This window comes from Cyanobacterium stanieri LEGE 03274 (genome assembly GCF_015207825.1).
In the GTDB taxonomy this organism is placed as follows: Bacteria; Cyanobacteriota; Cyanobacteriia; order Cyanobacteriales; family Cyanobacteriaceae; genus Cyanobacterium; species Cyanobacterium stanieri_B.
The window spans coordinates 58,791-80,185 of record NZ_JADEWC010000012.1 but is presented as its reverse complement, the minus strand read 5'-3'; the positions used below and the strand labels follow the sequence as shown (position 1 = coordinate 80,185).

At 37.1% G+C, this 21,395-nt stretch carries 19 protein-coding genes; 10 read left to right on the top strand and 9 right to left on the bottom strand.

Translation table 11 applies throughout. The features are described from left to right. Positions 1-316 precede the first annotated feature (316 nt). The 5 genes from cbiT to IQ215_RS07205 all read left to right on the top strand — a co-directional run bounded on the left by cbiT (position 317) and on the right by IQ215_RS07205 (position 7,052). The gene (gene cbiT, locus IQ215_RS07225; protein WP_193800644.1) at positions 317-907 is read left to right on the top strand and encodes a precorrin-6Y C5,15-methyltransferase subunit CbiT; all 591 of its coding nucleotides are present in this window, start codon (positions 317-319) and stop codon (positions 905-907) included. A gap of 111 nt (positions 908-1,018) precedes the next feature. After that, a complete protein-coding gene (locus IQ215_RS07220; RefSeq protein ID WP_193800643.1) occupies positions 1,019-1,897 on the top strand; it encodes a universal stress protein in 879 nt (292 codons plus the stop codon). A 163-nt stretch (positions 1,898-2,060) separates the two neighbouring features. Beyond that, positions 2,061-2,795: a hypothetical protein gene (locus tag IQ215_RS07215; protein ID WP_193800642.1), complete on the top strand. Its 735-nt coding sequence runs from the start codon at positions 2,061-2,063 to the stop codon at positions 2,793-2,795. Positions 2,796-2,959: 164 nt separating this feature from the next. Further along, entirely contained in the window at positions 2,960-5,959 is a 3,000-nt protein-coding gene (locus IQ215_RS07210) for an ATP-binding protein (protein ID WP_193800641.1), read from the top strand. Then, complete coding sequence (locus tag IQ215_RS07205; RefSeq protein ID WP_193800640.1) at positions 5,952-7,052, top strand: response regulator; 1,101 nt, start codon at positions 5,952-5,954, stop codon at positions 7,050-7,052. The genes IQ215_RS07210 and IQ215_RS07205 overlap by 8 nt, the downstream gene beginning before the upstream one ends. A gap of 10 nt (positions 7,053-7,062) precedes the next feature. Here IQ215_RS07205 and IQ215_RS07200 read toward each other — a convergent pair whose 3' ends face one another. Both IQ215_RS07200 and IQ215_RS07195 read right to left on the bottom strand, forming a co-directional pair. Continuing rightward, entirely contained in the window at positions 7,063-7,725 is a 663-nt protein-coding gene (locus tag IQ215_RS07200) for a class I SAM-dependent methyltransferase (RefSeq protein ID WP_193800639.1), read from the bottom strand. A gap of 102 nt (positions 7,726-7,827) precedes the next feature. Then, the gene (locus IQ215_RS07195) at positions 7,828-8,142 is read right to left on the bottom strand and encodes a hypothetical protein (RefSeq protein ID WP_206688535.1); all 315 of its coding nucleotides are present in this window, start codon (positions 8,140-8,142) and stop codon (positions 7,828-7,830) included. Positions 8,143-8,429: 287 nt separating this feature from the next. Here IQ215_RS07195 and IQ215_RS07190 point away from each other — a divergent pair, with 287 nt between their 5' ends. Continuing rightward, the gene (locus tag IQ215_RS07190; RefSeq protein WP_193800638.1) at positions 8,430-9,212 is read left to right on the top strand and encodes a nuclear transport factor 2 family protein; all 783 of its coding nucleotides are present in this window, start codon (positions 8,430-8,432) and stop codon (positions 9,210-9,212) included. A 224-nt stretch (positions 9,213-9,436) separates the two neighbouring features. Here the strand turns inward: IQ215_RS07190 and sufB are convergent, their stop codons facing one another. The 5 genes from sufB to IQ215_RS07165 form a co-directional block, all read right to left on the bottom strand. Beyond that, entirely contained in the window at positions 9,437-10,876 is a 1,440-nt protein-coding gene (gene sufB, locus IQ215_RS07185) for a Fe-S cluster assembly protein SufB (RefSeq protein WP_193800637.1), read from the bottom strand. 181 nt (positions 10,877-11,057) lie between these two features. Then, positions 11,058-11,876: a carbon-nitrogen hydrolase family protein gene (locus tag IQ215_RS07180; RefSeq protein WP_193800636.1), complete on the bottom strand. Its 819-nt coding sequence runs from the start codon at positions 11,874-11,876 to the stop codon at positions 11,058-11,060. A gap of 40 nt (positions 11,877-11,916) precedes the next feature. Next, positions 11,917-12,657, bottom strand: coding sequence for a creatininase family protein (locus tag IQ215_RS07175; protein ID WP_193800635.1), 741 nt, complete (start codon positions 12,655-12,657; stop codon positions 11,917-11,919). 31 nt (positions 12,658-12,688) lie between these two features. Next, positions 12,689-13,273 carry a CPBP family intramembrane glutamic endopeptidase gene (locus IQ215_RS07170; RefSeq protein ID WP_193800634.1) on the bottom strand — a complete coding sequence of 195 codons (585 nt, stop codon included), beginning with the start codon at positions 13,271-13,273 and terminating at the stop codon, positions 12,689-12,691. 180 nt (positions 13,274-13,453) lie between these two features. After that, positions 13,454-14,350: a septal ring lytic transglycosylase RlpA family protein gene (locus tag IQ215_RS07165; RefSeq protein ID WP_193800633.1), complete on the bottom strand. Its 897-nt coding sequence runs from the start codon at positions 14,348-14,350 to the stop codon at positions 13,454-13,456. 597 nt (positions 14,351-14,947) lie between these two features. Between IQ215_RS07165 and purM the strand changes: the two genes are divergently transcribed. Continuing rightward, the gene (purM, locus tag IQ215_RS07160) at positions 14,948-15,973 is read left to right on the top strand and encodes a phosphoribosylformylglycinamidine cyclo-ligase (protein ID WP_193800632.1); all 1,026 of its coding nucleotides are present in this window, start codon (positions 14,948-14,950) and stop codon (positions 15,971-15,973) included. Between the two features lie 46 nt (positions 15,974-16,019). On the opposite strand, the gene IQ215_RS07155 is transcribed toward purM, so the two are convergent. Then, complete coding sequence (locus IQ215_RS07155) at positions 16,020-16,529, bottom strand: inorganic diphosphatase (RefSeq protein ID WP_193800631.1); 510 nt, start codon at positions 16,527-16,529, stop codon at positions 16,020-16,022. A gap of 192 nt (positions 16,530-16,721) precedes the next feature. Here IQ215_RS07155 and sufC point away from each other — a divergent pair, with 192 nt between their 5' ends. From sufC to IQ215_RS07140, 3 genes are all read left to right on the top strand, one after another. Beyond that, positions 16,722-17,492, top strand: a complete 771-nt coding sequence (sufC, locus tag IQ215_RS07150; protein ID WP_193800630.1) for a Fe-S cluster assembly ATPase SufC — start codon at positions 16,722-16,724, stop codon at positions 17,490-17,492. 61 nt (positions 17,493-17,553) lie between these two features. Then, positions 17,554-18,927, top strand: coding sequence for a Fe-S cluster assembly protein SufD (sufD, locus tag IQ215_RS07145; protein ID WP_193800629.1), 1,374 nt, complete (start codon positions 17,554-17,556; stop codon positions 18,925-18,927). A 101-nt stretch (positions 18,928-19,028) separates the two neighbouring features. Beyond that, positions 19,029-20,507, top strand: a complete 1,479-nt coding sequence (locus tag IQ215_RS07140) for a UDP-N-acetylmuramoyl-L-alanyl-D-glutamate--2,6-diaminopimelate ligase (RefSeq protein ID WP_193800628.1) — start codon at positions 19,029-19,031, stop codon at positions 20,505-20,507. A gap of 88 nt (positions 20,508-20,595) precedes the next feature. On the opposite strand, the gene IQ215_RS07135 is transcribed toward IQ215_RS07140, so the two are convergent. Further along, positions 20,596-21,393 (bottom strand): phosphate ABC transporter ATP-binding protein, encoded by a 798-nt coding sequence (locus IQ215_RS07135; RefSeq protein WP_193800627.1) that lies wholly within the window; start codon positions 21,391-21,393, stop codon positions 20,596-20,598. Positions 21,394-21,395: the final 2 nt, after the last annotated feature.

The following is a 21,395-nucleotide window of genomic DNA, read 5'->3' as shown; positions in this document are numbered from 1 at the left end:
AGCTAGGGGATGTAATTGATTAATCAAGGGTGTGAGTTATTAGGTGGTAGGTTAAAAATGTAGGCACTGCTTAATTATTCTATGAAATATAATTCGAGGTTAGAAATTTAGACCCAAAAATATTATCACCATTCCCGATAGTTAATAAGCGTCAGTTCGTCATGGTTATCGAGGGAAGTCGAAATGCCCTATTCCCTTGCATAATTACTAAATTTGAATTGTATTTTTTAACTTTTCCGCTTTGCCCTCTATGGGAAAAATGGGAAAGGTTTTTTATTTATAATTGTTTTGAAGGTTTTATGAGTAATGTTTGATTATGGTGTGGAAATATAGGACGAGTGGTATTCCTGATGAGCTTTTTGAGCGTTTACCTGGGATTCCTTTGACCAAAAGAGAGGTAAGGTTATTAATTCTATCGGCGTTGCGTTTGGAAGATAAATCGATTATCTGGGATATTGGGGCGGGTACGGGTACAGTGTCGGTGGAGATGGGTTTGTTGTGTCCTGAGAGCGAAATTATTGCGGTAGAGCGCGATCCTGAAATTGTCTCATTGATTGAAAAAAATTGTCAAAAATTTGGGGTGAATAATGTGAGGGTAATGGAGGGTTTTGCGCCTGAGTGTTTGAGTCAGATTAAGTCTAAGCCTGATCGGGTTTTTATTGGTGGGGGAAAGTCGGTTAAAAATGTTTTGGGGGAGGTTTGGGGTAATTTAGAGTCTGGGGGAAGGGTAGTGGCGATCGCCTCTAACTTGGAAAATCTTTATCAAATTTCTGAGGGCCTAGCCGAATTACAAGCCCGTAATATAGAGGTGGTACAATCATCTATTAATCGCCTAGAAACAAGGGGTATTAGTCAGGTATTTGCGGCGATCGCCCCTATATTTATTCTCAGTGGAGAAAAAATTTAAATAACATAAATAAATAATATTGATCAGAATAATTGAAGTTTTAATCAATAATTAATATGATTAAATGTTACCCTAAAATAAATAAAATAAAATAAAACTAAAGAAAAATATATGCTTCAGCGTTGCCTAATTTGTACAGACTTAAAGGATGGTTTGCAAAAATTTGCCCGTTTTATAAGTAGTTTTGAACACAGTGGCTTAAAAGAAATTACTTTTTTGCATAGTGTTCCCCTTTGGACAGAAGGAGAAATTCCACGGGTAGATCATGAAAGAATTGAGGAGGTTAAAAAATTTCTATCTTCTCAATTAGAAAATGTTCCTGATTCCATTCAAGTCAATTTGGAAGTATTATCAGGTGATCCCGCTCCCAATATCATTGAGACGGTGGAAAAAAATAATATTGATTTTGTTATTCTTGGTACTACGGTAAAAACTGCCATTCAAGAAGGGTTATTTGGTTCAACGGCCACTAGATTAACTAAAAAATTAAAAGTTCCTTTAATGATTCTTCGCCCTCAATTAATTTCTGTTTATCGAGATGAAGAATTAGCCCTCAGATGTAAGCATCTTAATCGTTTTTGGTTAGTGCCTTATAAGGGTGGTAAATCTTCCCGTTATTTGATTGATAAGGTAAAAGAATATTGTCAAAAAGAGTCGATCAAAACTCAACATCAAATTTTATTATTAACGGTGGTAGAAGAAGTTTCTCGCTCTCCTTTACTATTAGAAAATAGAATGGAAGAAGCCCAAAAAGATTTAGTAAAAATTGAACAGGAATTAAAAGATTTGGGTTTAGAAGTTCAATCCATGGTTAAAAAAGGTGATCCCATTACTGAAATTCTTGATGTTTGTCTTAATTATGATGTAAGTGCGATCGCAGTTGCCGATGACCGTGATAACATTCTCTTAAATTGGACAGTAAAAAGTTTTGCCCAAGAAATCCTCCATCGCAGTTGGTTTCCCCTCGTTTATTTCCCCCTAGAAAAGTAACTCATTCCAATTATTTAAATTCCTAAAAAAAACTACGGTGGGCAACGCCCACCTTAATAATTAACTATCAACATCCTTATCAGCACAAAAATTGTCTTCATTACCCTAGGTAAAATGTCCCCAAAAAATAAAGGTAAAATATTTCAGTCAAACTAAACTGACCATGAACTTTAAAAGTTTAACATTAATCACATTTTTTTTATTATTAATCTTACTCCTCGTACAAAATTCCCAAGCAATTCCCATTATTATTCTTGGTAATACAGCTATTAATATTCCTTTATCCATAGTTATTTTTAGTGGCTTTTTAGGGGGAATAATCTCTACATTGATAATCAAATTTTTAGTTAATTTATCCTCTCCCAAAATACCTAAATCAAATAACTATAAATCGAATTATCCCAATCAACCCTCACCACCAGAGCCACAGGAATACTCAAGAACAATAGAAGAAAAATATCATCCAAACTACCAACCAAAATACCAAGACGATCCCATTTACCCTGATGAATTAGACATAGAAAATAAACCATCTCCTAATAATATTGAAACCATTGAAAACAACCATAATAATACTCCAGAACTAGAAGAAATAAACCAAGAAAAAAATCAACCTTCCATAGAAGAGAAAAAAGAAACCCCCATAGACACTTCCTCCCCTCTCGAGAATAGCGAAACCGCAACACAAACTAATCAAAAAACTCGTCAGGCTGCTCCCTATTCCTACCAACCCAGAGAAAGAACCGAAATTGTACCCAAAACCGCTAAAATTCCTCCCCGTCAACCTTCTCGTACCGTATCAGAAGATATTTATGAAGCTACCTATCGGGTAATTACTCCCCCTTATCAAGAAGAAGAAGATTTCGATGAATTTAATGAAGAAGACTGGGATATTTAAGTTTTATAAATATTAATGAATAATTGTTAAATAACCCTAACTATTTGATAGTAAAAAAAGGTAAAATTAACTTATTTAAATCATAGTAAAAAAAGATGATATATCATCTCATAAGGCAATAATTACCACAATTAATGTATATTTTTTAAATCAAAAAAACTATCATGATTGATTTAACAACCGCCGAAAAAAAATACCATGAACAATATGATATAAGGTATCCAGGCTCTATTCAGGGTCACGGCATCTTGATAGTTATTGATTTTGCCACCCTCAAGATTGTGCAAGTTAGCAATAATATTGATAATTTATTAAAAATATCACCAAAAAACTTATTAGGAAAACCATTAAATTATTTAATTGATTCATCACAAATAAATAAAATATTAGTAGCTTTAGAAAATAATAACCATGATTTTGTAGAAATTATTACCACCAAAAAATTTAAAGATAAAATCAAATTTCAAGGGACTATTCATAAGGTTAAAGACAATGTTATCTTAGAACTAGAACCCTTACACCTTTCAGGGGAAAATAATTCGCCAAATTTATATTGTCTTTTAAATAATGCTATTATCAACACTACTTCTAGTTATAGCTTAGAAGAAACCTATCAGGTAATTACCCAAGAAATCAGAAAAATAACCGACTTTAATCGGGTTTTAATTTATCGTTTTAACATTGACGGTAGTGGGGTGGTGATTGCGGAGGATAAAAAAGAAGGGGTCGAAAGTTATTTAGGTTTACATTATCCTTCCTATGATATTCCTACCCCAGCGAGAGAATTTTATGCACGTAATTGGTTGAGAATAATATCTGATGTTTCTGCCCCTACAGTGGAAATTGTGTCGTCTGAAAATCTTTCTAAACCTCAAGGATTAGATTTAAGTCGCTCTACTTTAAGAAGTGTTTTTCCTTGTCATATTCAGTATTTAAAAAATATGGGGGTAAGGGCTTCTATGTCCATATCTTTGTTAAATCAGAATAGATTATGGGGTTTAATTGCTTGTCATCACTATTCGCCGAAGTATATTAATTATGAAACTAGAAAGGCAGGGGAATTTTTAGGACAATTTTTATCAGCGCACCTATTCTGTAAACAAGAACAACAGTTTAAAAGTTATCGTTTGCAAATTCAAGGGGTACAAAATCGACTTAGAAAGGGATTGTTAAGAAGTCCCAATTTAATGAAAGAAGTTTTTACAAGAAATAAGAATAGTTTAATTAATCTTACCAAGTCTCAAGGGTTAGCGGTGTGTTTAGATAATAATATTCATTTGATGGGAAGTACGCCAAAATATTCACAGGTAAATGGTTTAATCAGGGATTTTTTAAATAAAAATCAACAGGAGATATTTTTCACAGATTCTTTTTCCAGTATTTATCCTCAGGGCAAAGATTTTCAAGATACAGGATGTGGAATTTTGAGCATATCTTTGTTTTTAACCAATCATACATACCATTTAATCTGGTTTAGGCCAGAACAATCCTATCAAGTGCCTTGGGCCGGTAATCCTTATGACGTGAGTATTGAAAATATTGATCACATTCCCCAGTTTACTCCCCGTCGTTCTTTTGCGCTGTGGAAAGAAACTATTAAAAATAAATCTTTTCCTTGGGAATCCTTAGAAATTGAGGCAGCCCAAGAGTTGCGCAAGGTTTTATTATTGACAGCGCTAGAATTTTCTCAATATTCTCAAAAGGTTTTGGAGGAAACTACCAAACAAGCAAATGCCGCTAATCTAGCAAAAAGTCAGTTTCTGGCTAAAATGAGCCATGAGTTACGCACTCCCCTTAATGCAATTTTGGGTTTTACTCAAATGATGAATCGTGATTCTTCTCTTTCGGCTACTCAGCAGGAGTATTTAGGTATTATTAATCGTAGTGGGGAACATTTGTTGTGTTTGATTAATGATGTTTTGGAAATGTCTCGCATTGAGGCGGGGCAAATTACTTTACATCAAACTTGTTTTAATCTTTATGATTTGATTAAGTCGGTGCAGGAGTTGTTAACCATCAAGTCAAATTCTAAGGGGTTATCTTTTCAAGTTTATCAGGATGCTGATTTACCTCAATATTTATCGGGGGATGAGAGTAAGTTACGTCAGATTATTGTTAATTTGGTGGGTAATGCCATTAAGTTTACCGATGAAGGTCATGTGGATTTGGTTTTATCTTTATTATCAGATAATGTGTTGACAAAGGAGATTGAATTATTAATTGAGGTGAAGGATACGGGGGTAGGTATTGAAAGTGAGAATTTGGAGAGTATTTTTGAACCTTTTAAGCAAACTGATAATAGTGTTCATTCTCGGGAAGGTACGGGGTTGGGGTTGTCTATTAGTCGTCAATTTGCCCGTTTAATGGATGGTGATATAACGGTGAGAAGTCGTTTAGGGGAAGGTTCAATTTTCACTTGTCGTATTGCCATGAGTCTTCCTCGAAAAATTGAGCAGAAATGTCAAAGTAGTCGTCGGCAGATTATTGGTTTACAAAAATCACAACCTTGTTATCGTATTTTGGTGGTGGAGGATGTACAGGATAATCGTTTGTTGATGGAAAAAATGTTGCAGTCTATGGGTTTTAATGTGCAAACTGCTTGTAATGGTAAAGAGGCGATCGCCCTTTGGCAAACATGGCAACCCCACTTAATTTGGATGGATATGAGAATGCCCATAATGGACGGCTATCAAGCCAGTCGTCATATTCGTAACCTAGAATCCATGAAAGAAAATCTTCAAAAACCAGTACCTATTATTGCCCTCACTGCCACTGCTTTTGATGAAGAAAGAGAGGCAATTTTACAAGTAGGATGCAACGATTTTGTTAGTAAACCATTCCAAGAAAAAATCATCTTTGAGATGATGGCAAAATATTTAAATATAAAATACATCTATCAAGAAAATCCCGACTCTTCACCCAAAAAAACCCTTATCCCCGCTATCGATAACCAACAAATACGCATACAACTACAAAAAATGCCCCGCCCATGGATAAATCAACTCCGTATAGCCGCCCTTAGCGCTAGAGAATTAAAACTCAAAAAACTCATCGAAGAAATTCCCTCAGAATTCAGCGCCCTTAGCCATCACCTTAATCATATGGTTAATAACCTATTCTTTGAACAAATTGCTCACCTAATCCCAGAGAATCTCCATGAATAATCTAAATACTCCAAAAGGTGACATCCTCATCGTTGATGACGTACCCGAAAACCTACAATTATTATTCACCATGCTAACCGAACATGATTACGATGTAAGGCGGGTATTGAGTGGAAAACAAGCCCTACAGGTAGTTGATGTCGAAGCGCCCGACTTAATTCTATTAGACATCAAAATGCCTGAATTAGACGGCTATCAAGTATGCAAAATTCTCAAATCCCAAGAAAAAACTAAACATATTCCTATTATATTCCTGAGTGCGCTCAACGATACCTTTGATAAAGTACACGCCTTTAATGTTGGTGGTGTTGACTATATAACCAAACCTTTTCAAATAGAAGAAGTAGTCATTCGAGTAGAAAATCAACTGCGTTTACTGAATATGCAAAGGGAAATTGAATCTAAAAATCAAGAATTAATACTATTAAATCAAGACTTAGAAGCATTCAGCCACCGAGTCTCCCACGACTTAAAAAATAAAATTCACATTATCAACGGTTTTAGCCAACTAATCGCCCAAGAATTTTCCCATCAATTTGAACCCAATGTCAAAGAATATTTTCAATATATCCATGACGAAGGAAAAAGAATGGCGGAGGTGATTAGAGACTTGTTGCGCTTATCTCAAGTGCAAAATATTGATATAGAATACTCCACTTTTAACATCAGTGAAATCGTTACCGAAATTAGTGATAAATTAACCGCAGAAAATAAAAATCGTACCGTTGATTTTATCATTTCTCCCAATGTTTACGGTCGAGGAGACTTAAATCTAATCAGAATTGTTTTGGAAAATTTATTAGAAAATGCTTATAAATACACCGCTAAAACCCTAAAACCTCGCATCGAATTTGGAACATATCAACAAGAAGGAAAAGATATATACTTCATAAAAGATAATGGGGTAGGATTTAACCCCCGTGAAGCAGAAAAACTTTTTACTCCTTTTCATCGCCTACATACCGATAGGGAATTTAAAGGCACAGGGATTGGTTTATCTACCGTTAAACGAATTATTCAACGACACCATGGAGATATTTGGTATGATGCCCAAGTTAATCAGGGTGCGACTTTTTATTTTTATTTATATTAACAACGGCAAATTATTTTTTACGAGCCAATGTTAAACCATCGCCCATGGGAATTAAACTAAGGTCAATACGACTATCTTCTTTTAAAAAATGATTAAATTCCCGAATTTTGTTAGTTCTGTTATCATTGATACTTCCATCGGCTACTTTGCCGTACCACAGCACATTATCAATGGCAATTAATCCCCCCCGACGCACCAACCATAAACACTTTTCATAATAATTAAGATAATTACTTTTATCAGCATCAATAAAGCAAAAATCAAAGGTTTCCCCTTGCCCTTGTTCCATTAAACTATTAAGGGTATCTAAAGCAGGGGCTAAAAAAAGCTCTATCTTATCTTCTACCCCAGCCCTACGCCAATATTTTCTAGCAATATCAGTATCAGCCTTACTGGTATCACAACCAATTAACTTACCATCCTCGGGCAAAGATAAAGCCATTACCGTTGAACTATAGCCCGTAAACACTCCTATTTCTAATACCCTTTTTGCTCCCATTAACTTCAATAATAAAGCCATAAATTGCCCTTGCTCGGGGGAAATTTGCATTTTACCGACAGGATGGTTTTTCATCTCCTCTCGTAATTGAGTTAAAACGGGATTTTCTCTCACCGATACGGATAACAAATAATCATACAATTCGGAGTTTAGATTAATGGTTTGGCTACTCATATTCAGTTAGATTTGATGAGAAAGTAAAGTTATAATACCAAATACCGTTAGTAAAATTTATCATCATCCACTTAAATATGCGGTTACATACTAAAAATTAGTCTAATCAATATCAAAGTTTCCTACCACCATGGCACAAAAAGCAAAAGCAAAAACTAAGGGCATGGGAGAATTTAACATATAGCTCAAGATAACGGCCAAAAAACTAACTATTAAAGTAGCAGATACCCAAATTTTTTCTTCATGGGAAAACCCTTTTTCGGCTTTAATATCCAATAAAATCTCCCTAGGAATCGGTAAAGGCATAACTCCATTAGGGGGAAAAGCCCAATAATCTCGGCGATTTAAAAATAAGTCAGTCCAACCATTTTCGTAACACCATTCTTTTATCCATTCTTCTGAAAAATGTTTGATCATTTTTAATCGTCTGTGTTTGTTCACTCTTTATTTAAATTATCAAAACTTTTTTGGGAAAAACAACTTTCTTTATTAAATGTAATATTTACTAGTTTTTCTGAGTAAAAATACTCACAGTATTAGATGGTATTTTAAAATACAATTAATGATGAGTAATCATAAATAATCCTAAGAAGAATAGAGTATTTATGGATTGTAGGCTAATAATCAATTATTTTCATTGCTATAATTAGCATAGCGGAAACAAGAAACTAGACTCAAGATACAAAGTAGAAACTTATCAAGAAATGATTAAAAAAAACCAAAAAATAAACAAAATATTAAACTTTTCCCTATTATTTATAGTGGCATTTTATTTTTCCTTGCAAAAACAAAATCTAGCAACAGCACAAAATAATAATATTAATAGTGAAGTCATAGAATTAATTAGTAGAATTGATCGCGCTAGTAGTAACAAGGATTTAGAAACTTTAAATCAATATATCTCCCCTCAGTTTAGTAGCGAAGATGGTTTGGATAATCAAACTTTTTTATCTACCCTTGAAAGTCTCTGGAATAGTTATACTAACTTGACATATACCACTAACATTAATTCCACAGAAGAAAATCAGGGACAACTAATTATTAATACCACTACCATTATTGAGGGTAGTAAACAAGAAAATGGGGAAACTGTTAATTTATTGTCCGAAATTACTGCCCGTCAAACCATTGAAAACCAACAACTTGTGGGCCAAGAAATTTTAACAGAAAAAACCCGTATTACCACGGGGGCAAACCCTCCCGACATTACTTTTAGATTGCCTGAAAGTGCAAGGGCAGGACAAGTATTTGATTTAGATGCGATCGTTGAAGATCCTATCGGTAATGGTTTAATATTAGGGGGAATAAAAGAAGAGAGAGTCAATGCCTCCCTATTTACCAATCCACAACCCATAGAATTAGATGCTCTTTCGGCAGGGGGGATTTTTAAACGGGTAACCATTAGTGAGGGCGATCATTGGTACTCAGCCATTTTTATCCGTGACGATGGCACAACCATGATTACTCAAAGGGTAAGGGTTGAATAAAAAATAAGGCGTTTGTGAATTAAGGTATGATTTTTAGTTTAGTTTGGCAATAGGCAATAGTAATAATAGTTTTAATACTATATATTTACTGTAATTCAATAATGTTTCATACTCAAAATCCGCAATGCCAACAATAACAGTTTTATTATCAATTATTCATTCTCAATTATTAATTATTTTTTAGGGTGGGCTATGCCCACCCACCATCATTGTTTATGGAAAAATTAACCCACTGTGCCTTCTAGTTTAAGGCTTAGTAATTTATCGGCTTCGGCGGCAAATTCCATGGGTAATTCGTTCAAGACGTCTTTACAGAAACCACTGACTAACATGGAGATGGCGTCTTCTTCAGAAATTCCCCTTTGGGCAAAGTAGAATAGTTGATCTTCTCCTATTTTGGAAGTGGAGGCTTCATGCTCTAGTTTAGCGGTGTTGTTATCTACCTGAATATAAGGGAAGGTATTGGCTTCGGCGTTGTCTCCAATAAGCATAGAATCACATTGGGAGTAGTTTCTAGCGCCTGTGGCTTTGTTGCCCATTTTGACTAAACCACGGTAACTGTTTTTGGAATTTCCTGCGGAAATACCTTTAGATATGATGGTGCTACGGGTATTTTTACCGATATGTACCATTTTTGTGCCGGTGTCGGCTTGTTGCATATTATTGGTAAGGGCGATGGAATAAAATTCCCCGACGGAGTTATCGCCGACTAATACACAACTGGGATATTTCCAAGTAATGGCTGAGCCTGTTTCTACTTGAGTCCAAGAAATTTTGGAATTAACTCCTTTACATAGTCCCCGTTTGGTAACAAAGTTATAAATACCCCCTTTACCTTTTTCGTCCCCTGCGAACCAATTTTGGACGGTGGAGTATTTGATGTCGGCGTTGTCTAGGGCTACTAATTCCACTACGGCGGCATGGAGTTGGTTACTGTCGTACATGGGGGCGGTACACCCCTCTAGGTAACTTACGGATGCTCCTTCTTCGGCTACAATTAAGGTGCGCTCGAATTGTCCTGTATCTCCGTTGTTGATGCGGAAGTAGGTGGATAGTTCCATGGGACATTTTACCCCTTTGGGGATAAATACAAAAGAACCATCGCTAAATACTGCGGAGTTTAGGGCGGAGAAGAAGTTGTCGCCGACGGGAACTACACTACCGAGATATTTTTGTACTAATTCGGGATATTCTTGTAGGGCTTCGGAAATGGAACAGAAGATAACGCCATCTTCGGCTAGTTTTTCTTTGAAGGTTGTACCGATGGATACGCTATCAAAGATGGCATCTACGGCAACGTTACTGAGTCTTTTTTGTTCGGAGAGGGGAATGCCCAGTTTTTCAAAGGTTTCGAGGAGGGTAGGATCAACGTCATCGAGGCTTTTAAGTTTTTCTTTGCCTTGTTTGGGGGCGGAGTAGTAAATAATATTTTGGTAGTCAATTTTTGGGTAGCCCACATGAGCCCACTGCGGTTCAGTCATTTTCAACCATTGACGATAGGCTTTAAGGCGAAATTCCAACATGAATTCTGGTTCGTTTTTTTTGGCAGAAATTAATCTGACTACGTCTTCGCTTAATCCTTTGGGAATGCTGTCGGATTCGATGTCGGTGATAAATCCGTATTTATAGGGTTGATTGACTAAGGTTTTTACGGTGGCACTCATGTTAATTAGTTTTTATAGACTTACTACTTATATAGTTTAACAACATTTTTGTTGCTAAAGTCTATTTTAAGACATTTAAACAACATTTTTGTTGTTTTATTATTTTTTTTATTTTTGAGGGCGAAAGTCTCACGGTGTAATGGTTGATTGGGGTGCGATCGCCCTTAGGGGTACATAAAAACTAACTAAAAACCCGATGTTGTAAACTGGGCATTTGTAAACGAACTTGTTGTAAACGTTGGGGATTAATTTCACCGATAGCAACGCCAATTTGAGAACCTGTACTGGCAATGATACCACCCCAAGGATCTACTATTACCGCATGACCATGGCTACAGCGACGGGCATAATGGTTGCCTGTTTGGGCGGGGGCGATGACATAGCAAGTATTTTCGATAGCTCTTGCTTGTAATAAAACTTGCCAATGATCTTTTCCAGTATAGGCGGTAAAGGCAGCGGGAATGAACATTATTTCTGCCCTTTGACGGGAAAGGTGGCGGAATACTTCGGGAAAACGGACATCATAACAGATAGAAAGACCTATTTTGCCTAATTCTTCCGTATCGCACACGGGGGGTAAATTTTCCCCTGCCATCACGGTTTTTGATTCTTGATAGTTATTACCATCCGGTACATTCACATCAAATAGGTGTACTTTATGATAGCGCCCTAATTCCATTCCATTGGCATCCACTAACATCGCTGTATTATAAGCCTTGGTGCGATCGCCCTGTAGGGGAGTAGGAAAACCGCCGCCTAAAATAGTAACTTGAAAACGTTGAGCCATACGAATCAAAAACTTTTCGCTTTTGGTGGCAATGGTATCCACTTGAGCAATTTTTTCTTCATCTCTACCCAGAAAAGAGAAATTTTCGGGCAAACCAATCAACTTCGCTCCCTGATTAACTGCTAACTCGATTAATTCCTCCGCCTGATTAAGATTCGCCTCCACATCAGGAGTGCTTGTCATGCAAACTGCCGCCGCCAAATATGATTTCATTTATACTTAAATCTACAAAAACTAACGTTCCTTAACCCGTTTAACTAATAAATTCGAGATAACTTTGAGCTAAATTTTTAACCGCTAACTCATAAAATCTTTGACCATGTTCTGGTGTCGCTAAACTAGGATTTGATCCCATTCTACCATCAGGGTAGCACCTGCGGAAGTTAGTCGCTCCATAAATGGGATGCCCTTTGGCTACGTCTTTATCTAAGGGTGCTGTCTTGATCATCTCGGGATACACAAACTGAGTTAAAGCCACTTCTGAGGGGGTAGCGTGAGAACCTTCTTGATCGCCGTATAATTCTTTTGCTAACATATAGACATCCCTAACCATAAACCAGTTAGCCACGGTACATTTTATTTTGTCATGATCTGGAATATTGAGGGTAGCAAAATGATCATAACACTCGGAAAAAGTGGCTTTGAGGGTGGCGATATTACCCCCATGACCATTAATAAAAAAGAAATGCTTGAACCCTGCCCTCGCAAGGGATGTTAAGTAGTCTTTGACGTATAAAATGAGGGTACTAGGGCGTAGGCTAATGGTGCCGGGGAAGGCGGTATGATGTAATGCCATGCCTACGTTAATGGTGGGCGCTACCATGGCGGATGTTTCTTCACCTACTCCATGGGCTACTTTTTCTGCACAAATGGCGTCAGTGCCTATTAATCCTGTGGGGCCGTGTTGTTCGGTAGAACCAATGGGGATGATAATGCCTTTAGATTGGGATAAATATATTTCTACTTCTTGCCAGGTGGATTGGTGTAGTTGCATTCTCTATTTAATAGTTATTCATTAATACTAACTATTGTAACTTTCTGTTATGGTTTAATTTCCAGAGCAAACTAGAGCTAAAGTTGATTAAGATATGAGCGGTAATGGGTACTAAGAGGTTATCAGTGGCATAGGCGCTGTATCCGAGAATAGAGCCGATGATGGTTGCCCATAATACATAATGCCAGTTTTGGGCATCGCTCAGGTGTAGGACTCCAAAAAGAATGCTGGAAATAACGATCGCACCATAACCATAACCAAAAGCCGGAATCATTACCCCCCTAAATAATAATTCTTCACTTAACCCGGGTAATAAACCCACCCAAATCAAATCAGGTAAGAGTAAAGGAGAAATAATGAGATTCATATATTTTTCAGCACTGATGCGGTAGGGAGTCCAACATTTGCTTAACACCACACTAGCTAATAATATTCCTGTAGCTAATAATGCTCCCGTGATGATAGCTGATAAATTAAATTGTATAGGGATAAGGGCGATCGACCCTGCCCGATGCCAAATCTGGGCAATGAGTAGAAAAATAACCGCAGTTATCCCCATGAAAACTAAAATTTGAATGCGACTTAAAGATTCTACATTTTCTTGATTGTCACTCATTTTGAATATTAAAGTAGTTAAAAGAAAGGCAGCCTTGCTTAATCATTGTATGAAATATAATTCCATGGTGCTAGAAATTTCGAGATTAAACTACTATGATCATTGCGCTGTCCACCCTCGTAGAATCTTAAAATAATCTTAAACAAAAAATCCCCCTAAGGGGATTTTAAGAAAGGATAACTAACGACCTAATACCTGAATCGTCACAGGGCCTACTCCCCGACTTTTCAAACCGATGGCCTGAGCAGCTCCCGCCGCCAAATCAATTACCCGTCCACCAGTAAAAGGGCCACGGTCATTAATTCTCACCACCACAGAGCGACCATTACTTACATTAGTAACCTTCACACGAGTACCAAAAGGTAAGCTACGATGGGCGGCGGTTAAGGCATTTTGGTTAAATCTTTCCCCATTAGCCGTTCTACGACCATGGAAACCAGGACCATACCAAGAAGCAATACCTCTAATGACTCTACCTGTAGAACCCTTCACTCCAGCACCACTAGCAATAACTTGTTCAGGTTGATCAATGATAGAAGTGATAGGCTCGGCATTGCCTAATAATCTACGTAATCTATTAGTAGCCTGTAAAGCGTCATTTTGAGCATTGGTTGTGGAATCAGGCAAAATAGTTCCATCGTTGAGGGCAATGAGATCTTCTTGATCGTATTGGATCAAATGTTCTGCCCTTTGACTATCCCAGCGCACCGCAATTTTATTAGCATCGGCCTGTTGTTGATGGAGTTGATCGAGACGAGAAGCAAATTCTCTGGCCCTGGCATTGATTTCCCCTTGATCATTACCCACAAAGGTTAGTAAGGGAATATTTTGGAAATGTAGAGTTACGGCTTGTTGAGATTGCCACTGATGGGAGTAAAGTTTGCTGGTTAAAAATTCTTGTATAGTGTCGTTTAGTTGTACAGCAACAGGGTTATTGACCTGAGAAGTACCTGCTGTATTTTGCTCAGAGAAATTCGCCGTATTAGCTCTTACGTTAGGAGCGATCGCTAAACCAGATACTCCTAAAATAATTGTGATGGCTGATCTAACAGCGTTGTTCCAAGTGTTTGTAAGCATAGTTTTTTTCTTGATTGAATTAGATCGCAACCCCCGTAAGGGGTTTATCTTGTTTCCTACTCCTAGATGATGGAATGTTTACATTCTTTAATAAATTTTGACTCTACCTAAGTTAACACGTCATTTTTGCTTAGGGGGTAAGAAATACTTATCAAAAAAAAAGATAAAGCAACGATTTCTTATGAGCATTGAAACCATCACAATAAACAACTATATTAGTAAGTTTATTTATTTTGAAAAATAGCCCTTAAGTTAAACAAAACTAATCAATAGAGCAAAAAAAAGCATTCGTTTATGTTTGCTTTAATCTTGAAACTGAACATTATGAAAAAATAAACCTTCAAGATAACTCACTATGCTAATGATCAATCCATTTTTTTGAAGATTAGGCTTAAATTCAGTGAAAAATATTAAATAATTCCTTCATTAATTCAAAAAAACTATTCCACAAAAACCATAAAAAACTCGATGAATAATGGTATGATTTCCCCTAGTAAACGGATAATAATATGATCAAAAAACCAGATAAGAATAAATGATCATATTAGCTATCATGATTATTCTTATAATTTATTTTTATTTAAAGAGACAGAAAATATGGATTATAAACAGGCTGGAGTAGATATAGAAGCAGGGAGAGAATTTGTTAACAAAATTGGTTCAGCGGTAGAAAGCACTTATCGTCCGGGGGTTTTAGGCGGCTTAGGTGGTTTTGGTGGTTGTTTTGAAATTCCTTCTGGCTACAGACAACCTGTTTTGATTTCTGGCACTGATGGAGTAGGCACAAAATTAAAAATTGCCCACCAACTAAATCGCCATGACACAGTAGGTATAGATTTAGTAGCCATGTGCGTTAATGATATTCTCACATCAGGTGCTGAGCCATTATTTTTCCTTGACTATTTAGCCACAGGTAAACTAAACCCCCAGCAACTCCAAGAAGTAGTTGTAGGCATTGCCCAAGGATGTAAAGAAAGTGGTTGCGCTTTGCTTGGTGGAGAAACCGCCGAGATGCCAGGTTTTTATCAGGTAGGGGAATATGATTTGGCTGGTTTCTGTGTCGGTATTGTCGAAAAATCCTCTATTTTAGACGGCAAAAATGTTCAAATAGGAGATCAGGCGATCGCCCTTAGCAGTAGCGGTATTCATAGTAACGGCTTCTCCCTAGTGCGCAAAATCATCGAAGTAAACCAATTAAACTGGGAAGACAAACCAAAAGAATTAGGAGGATTAACCCTAGGGGAAACCTGCCTTACCCCCACCCGCATCTATGTAAAACCAATCCTTAAAGCCCTTGAAAATCACCTCGGCATCAAAGCCATGGCACATATCACAGGGGGAGGTATCCCCGAAAACTTACCCCGTTGTCTTCCCGACAACCTCTCCATCGAAGTCAACCTCAACAATTGGCAAATTCCCCCCATCTTTCAATGGTTAGCCAAAACAGGCAACGTCAACCAACAAGATATGCTCGATACCTTTAACATGGGAGTCGGTTTTGTAGTGATTGTGCCACCCCACAAAGTAAAAGAAACTATCGCATTTTTTGAAGGCGAAAATATTTCCTCCTACCATATCGGCAAAGTTATCGAAGGAAAAAAAGACATTCAGTTTGTCTGCTAAACCCTTTGAAGGGTTGAACATTGTTCAACCCCCATCAGCTATAACTTTATTTATAAGCCTTTACACATTGTTCCACTAAAGGAGCAACTTGATCCACATCTTTCCACCCTAAAATTTTGGTTTCTTTTTTCTCTAAATTTTTATAAGAGCGGAAAAACTCAGCAATTTCTTCGAGACGATGGGGCGCAATATCCTTTAAAGACTTAACATGATCATAGCGAGGATCTTCGGCAGGAACACAAAGAATTTTCTCATCTCTATCTCCCCCATCAACCATTTCCAACATAGCCACAGGGCGCGCCGCAATCACACAACCAGGGAAGGTAGGTTCATCCATTATTACCATACCATCTAAAGGATCACCGTCATCCGCCAAAGTATTAGGTACAAAACCATAGTCATAAGGATATTTCACCGAAGAAAATAATACTCTATCTAAAATAAAAGCATTCATATCCTTATCAAACTCATACTTATTTTTACTTCCCCCAGGAATTTCAATTAAAACATTGATTAAACCAGCCTTGGGTTGTGCGGGAATACGAGATAAATCCATTTAAAATTCTCCTTCATAAAAGTTATTTATACGCCTACCTATTTAATCACAGATTCGACTCATGGGGTTTTGTGAATTTTTCATGGGGAAAAAGAATAAAACAACAAAAATGTTGCTAAAGTACCTTAAAATAGATCCACAGAAGAAAATATATAAAAATTAAGAACGCTCACCATTATTAAATAACTCATTATGACTGAAACTATATTATCTGTCCGTAACCTTACCGCTTCTGTTGATGGCACTCCTATCCTCAAAGGGGTTAACCTAGAAATCAAAGCAGGAGAAGTCCATGCTATCATGGGGCGTAATGGTTCTGGAAAAAGTACCCTTTCCAAAGTTTTAACAGGGCATCCCGAATATGAAGTCACAGGGGGAGAGGTAATCTATAAAGGAGAAAATTTATTAGAAAAAGAGCCTGATGAGAGGGCGTTAGCTGGAATTTTCTTGGCGTTTCAATATCCTTTAGAAATTCCTGGGGTAAGTAATTTAGACTTTTTGAGAGTGGCTTATAATGCCCGTTGTAAATATTTAGGTTTAGAAGAAATCGACGCTTTTGATTTTGAAGATTTAATCGAGGAAAAATTGGGCGTTGTCAAAATGGATTCTGCTTTCCTCAGTCGTAGCTTAAATGAGGGTTTTTCTGGGGGAGAGAAAAAGCGCAATGAGATTTTGCAGATGGCTTTATTAGAGCCTAATTTGGGTATTTTGGATGAGATTGATTCAGGGTTAGATATTGATGCTTTACGCATTGTTTCTGAGGGGGTAAATCAGTTGAAAAAACCTGATAATGCTTTCTTATTAATTACCCATTATCAAAGATTATTAGATTATATTACCCCTGATTTTATCCATGTTATGTCCCAAGGAAAAATCGTCATGAGTGGCAATAAAGATTTAGCTCTTGAGTTAGAAGAAAGGGGATACAATTTCTTGGAAGATGAAGAGTTAGTAGAGGTATAATTTTTTGTGGTTTTCGTGTTAGGTTTATTATTTTTTGTTGTAAATTTTATATTTTATTTTTATGTCTAATTCTGTAGCTACTATCAATGCTAATAACTTTCAAATCAATAGTGATGCCTATTTAGGTAATTTATTACAAGTAGCAGAAAGTATGACCAATAATTTTGGTGATCATTTAAATACTTCTATGGAAGAATTAAAACAAAAGTTTGCAAGGGAAGTTGTTAAGTTAAATATTCCTAATAACAAGGATGAAGCATGGCGTTTTACTGATTTAAGTGATTTACAAAAAATTGATTTCCATGCCCCTACTAAACAAAATTTATCTGACTTTATTTTAGATGGTTTTAAGTTACAAGAAGCCCCTAATTCTAGGCTAGTTTTTGTTAATGGTTTTTATGATGAAAACTTGTCGGATATTTCTGCATTACCTGATGGAGTTTATGTGGGTAATTTGACAAACTTGGATGGGAGTAAAAAGGAAAAAGTTAGTCATTTTTTAGGACAAAATCACTCTGACAATGAAGTTTTTTCCGCTCTCAATACCGCAGGAATTAATGATGCTTTTGTGGTGTGGGTAGATAAAAATGTGGAGGTTGATATTCCTATTCATTTACTCCATATTGTGGCGAAGGAAGATTTACCAATTTTTATACAACCCCGCATTTTGATGATTGGGGAGGTTAATTCCCGTTGTCAGATTATAGAATATTATGGAGCAACTAGCGTTGGTTGTTCTGATGCGGTGGGTGGTAAGCCTTATTTTACAAATGTTGTCACCGAAATTCATTTACAGGAAAATGCGTCTTTGAGTCATTGTCGCATTCAACGGGAATCGGGGGATGGTTTTCATATTGCCCAAAGTGCGATCGCCCAGTACCGTAACAGTAGTTATACTATAAATGAAATAAGTTTGGGTGGAAAACTATACCGTCATAACCTAGACATACTTCAAAAAGGCGAACAAACCTATACTAACCTTCACGGCTTAACCATGGTGCAAGGAAAACAGATAGCTGATACCCATAGCCATGTGAGTTTAAACCACCCCTATGGCACGGTAAACCAACTCCATAAGTATATTTTAGATGACTCTGGCCATGGTATTTTTAATGGTAGGGTAGATGTGCCAAAACTTGCTCAAGAAACTAATGCAGCGCAACTTAACCGCAATTTGTTACTTTCTCCCAAGGCACGAATTAATACCAAACCCGAATTACAGATTACCGCCGATAACGTTAAATGCGCCCATGGTGCGACGGTTAGCCAACTAGAAGCCGATGAAATTTTTTATCTTCGTAGTCGTGGTTTAAATGAAGATGATGCCCGTCATCTCTTGTTAGATGCTTTTGCGGGGGAAATTATCGAGAAGATTCCTTATCAATCTTTAAGACAACGTTTAACCCAATGTGTTGCCTGTCGCACCATTGATTAATTTTTATTCATTATCAACTATTAATTATCAATTACCTATTCCCCAAAATATTGCTATAACATAGTAAAAATCTTTTATTGTTAAGTGAGGGGTGAAGTTTGATGAAATTACGTCAATTGTTGTCCAATATAAAACAGATTAACTCAATTCCTGAACATCCCGCCCTTGATACTGATGTGAAAGGGATTGTGACAAATTCTCAGTTGGTTTCAGCGGGGGATGTATTTATTGGGATGCCTGGCACGAGGGTTGATGGGGGTGAGTTTTGGCAAAGTGCTTTGAATGAAGGGGCGATCGCCTCTATAATTAGTCAAGAAGCCTATGATAAAATGCCCCCCGCCGACTCTGATTGCGTCATCGTTGCTGATGATATGAATGATGTATGTGCGCAAATTGCGAGTAAATTTTATGATTATCCTAGCCAAAAGTTAGGTATGATAGGGGTTACAGGTACTAACGGCAAAACAACCACCACTCACTTAATCGAATTTTTCCTCCATCAAGCCCAGAAAAAAACCGCCCTCTTTGGCACATTGTATGCCCGTTGGCAAAATTATCAAAAAACCGCTAGTCATACCACTCCTTTTGCCGTGGATTTACAGGCACAATTAACGGAAGCTGTAAACGCTGGAAACCAATACGCCGTAATGGAAGTAAGTTCCCATGCCCTCGCCCAAAAACGCATTAAAGGCTGTCATTTTGATGTGGCTGTATTTACTAATTTAACCCAAGATCACCTCGATTATCACAAAGATATGGAGGATTATTTTCAAGCCAAAGCCCTTCTATTTAATAATGAATATCTCCATGGTAAGGCTATTATTAATTATGATGACCCCTATGGACAAAGATTGATCCAATCTAGTAAAGATGTTTGGAGTTATAGTGTCACTAACCCTGAAGCCGATTTATACACCACTGATTTAGTTTATCAAGCCACGGGAGTAGAAGGAATTTTACACACTCCCAAAGGGAAAACTAAGTTTTCTTCTCCTCTAGTGGGGCAATTTAATCTTTCTAACCTTTTGGCTGGGGTGGGTGCTGTGTTACAGTTGGGTATTGATTTGGATACCATTACCCAAGGTTTACCCCATTTTACAGGAGTGCCGGGGCGCATGGAAAGGGTGCAGGTAAAACCGAATCAGGATATTACGGTAATCGTGGATTATGCCCACACTCCTGATAGTTTAGAAAATTTACTCAAGGCTTCTCGCCCTTTTATTACGGGTAAAATGATATGTGTGTTTGGTTGTGGGGGCGATCGCGATCGCACCAAACGTCCTATAATGGGTAAGATAGCGGCGGATTTAGCAGATGTGGTGGTAGTAACTTCCGATAATCCTCGCACCGAAAACCCTAATCAAATCCTTGAAGATATTTTGACGGGTATTCCTAACCATATTAACCCCATTGTACAGGGCGATCGCTCCTTAGCCATCCAAACCGCCATCCAAACTGCCCAAGCAGGTGATGGGGTATTAATTGCAGGAAAAGGCCATGAAGATTATCAAATTTTAGGTACAGAAAAAGTGCATTTTGATGATAGGGAAGAAGCCCAAAAAGCCCTCAATAATAATTAATTAGGCTTTAATAAAAACGTGGATTAGTGTTGATAAATAAAAGGATGGGGAAATTATAAACATATAATCTATTCCCCATATTTATCCCTTAAAAATCCGATTCAAGCATAACCCCACGGGTATAATTACGGGTTTCCGATTGTTCGGGGCTAAGGAAGATTTTTTCCACTGAATTTTGTTCTAGCACAAATCCCACCCTTTGTCCTACTTGATTATCTCGCACATCAAGATAAATCACCTCATCACATACCCTGGCTATTTGTTTAAGGTCATGGGCGCTCATGATAATGGTATAATCATCTTTCAACTCATAAATTAAGTTTTCTATTTCAAGGGTAGAAATAGGGTCTAAGGCTGAACATGGTTCATCTAATAATATCACTTCTGGTTGAAGGGCGATCGCCCTTGCGATACATAATCGTTGCTTTTGCCCCCCAGACAATAACATGGCATTTTTACGAAGATTATTTTTTACCTCCTGCCATAAACCCACTCGCTTAAGGGAATCCTCAATAATATCATCCAAGTTTTGACGAAAACCATTTACCTTCAAACCCATGGCAATATTTTCATAAATAGAAGTAGGAAAAGGGGTTGGCCGTTGAAATACCATGCCAATGCGTCGCCTTAACTGAATAGGCTGAATGCCAGAAGTGTAAATATTTTCACCATCAAAATAAACTTTACCCTCTACCCTGATGCCTTCCATTAAGTCATTAAGACGGTTAAAACACCTTAATAACATACTTTTCCCAGAGCCAGAACGTCCAATTACTCCTGTTACTTTATTTTCAGGAATTTCCAAATTAACCCCTAGTAATAAGGGTGTATTTTCATAATAGACTGATAAATTTTGAACGGTAATAATACTATTTAATGTTTTCATAA

Bases quoted from the DNA above. Each gene is read 5' to 3' on its own strand.
- IQ215_RS07180 (WP_193800636.1), bottom strand. From the start codon at position 11,876: ATGAAATCATATTTGGCGGCGGCAGTTTGCATGACAAGCACTCCTGAT.
- IQ215_RS07190 (WP_193800638.1), top strand. From the start codon at position 8,430: ATGATTAAAAAAAACCAAAAAATAAACAAAATATTAAACTTTTCCCTA.
- cbiT (WP_193800644.1), top strand. From the start codon at position 317: ATGGTGTGGAAATATAGGACGAGTGGTATTCCTGATGAGCTTTTTGAG.
- IQ215_RS07170 (WP_193800634.1), bottom strand. From the start codon at position 13,273: ATGAGTGACAATCAAGAAAATGTAGAATCTTTAAGTCGCATTCAAATT.
- IQ215_RS07195 (WP_206688535.1), bottom strand. From the start codon at position 8,142: ATGATCAAACATTTTTCAGAAGAATGGATAAAAGAATGGTGTTACGAA.
- IQ215_RS07205 (WP_193800640.1), top strand. From the start codon at position 5,952: ATGAATAATCTAAATACTCCAAAAGGTGACATCCTCATCGTTGATGAC.
- IQ215_RS07155 (WP_193800631.1), bottom strand. From the start codon at position 16,529: ATGGATTTATCTCGTATTCCCGCACAACCCAAGGCTGGTTTAATCAAT.
- IQ215_RS07215 (WP_193800642.1), top strand. From the start codon at position 2,061: ATGAACTTTAAAAGTTTAACATTAATCACATTTTTTTTATTATTAATC.
- IQ215_RS07140 (WP_193800628.1), top strand. From the start codon at position 19,029: ATGAAATTACGTCAATTGTTGTCCAATATAAAACAGATTAACTCAATT.
- IQ215_RS07165 (WP_193800633.1), bottom strand. From the start codon at position 14,350: ATGCTTACAAACACTTGGAACAACGCTGTTAGATCAGCCATCACAATT.
- IQ215_RS07200 (WP_193800639.1), bottom strand. From the start codon at position 7,725: ATGAGTAGCCAAACCATTAATCTAAACTCCGAATTGTATGATTATTTG.
- sufC (WP_193800630.1), top strand. From the start codon at position 16,722: ATGACTGAAACTATATTATCTGTCCGTAACCTTACCGCTTCTGTTGAT.
- purM (WP_193800632.1), top strand. From the start codon at position 14,948: ATGGATTATAAACAGGCTGGAGTAGATATAGAAGCAGGGAGAGAATTT.
- IQ215_RS07175 (WP_193800635.1), bottom strand. From the start codon at position 12,657: ATGCAACTACACCAATCCACCTGGCAAGAAGTAGAAATATATTTATCC.
- IQ215_RS07135 (WP_193800627.1), bottom strand. From the start codon at position 21,393: ATGAAAACATTAAATAGTATTATTACCGTTCAAAATTTATCAGTCTAT.
- sufD (WP_193800629.1), top strand. From the start codon at position 17,554: ATGTCTAATTCTGTAGCTACTATCAATGCTAATAACTTTCAAATCAAT.
- IQ215_RS07220 (WP_193800643.1), top strand. From the start codon at position 1,019: ATGCTTCAGCGTTGCCTAATTTGTACAGACTTAAAGGATGGTTTGCAA.
- IQ215_RS07210 (WP_193800641.1), top strand. From the start codon at position 2,960: ATGATTGATTTAACAACCGCCGAAAAAAAATACCATGAACAATATGAT.
- sufB (WP_193800637.1), bottom strand. From the start codon at position 10,876: ATGAGTGCCACCGTAAAAACCTTAGTCAATCAACCCTATAAATACGGA.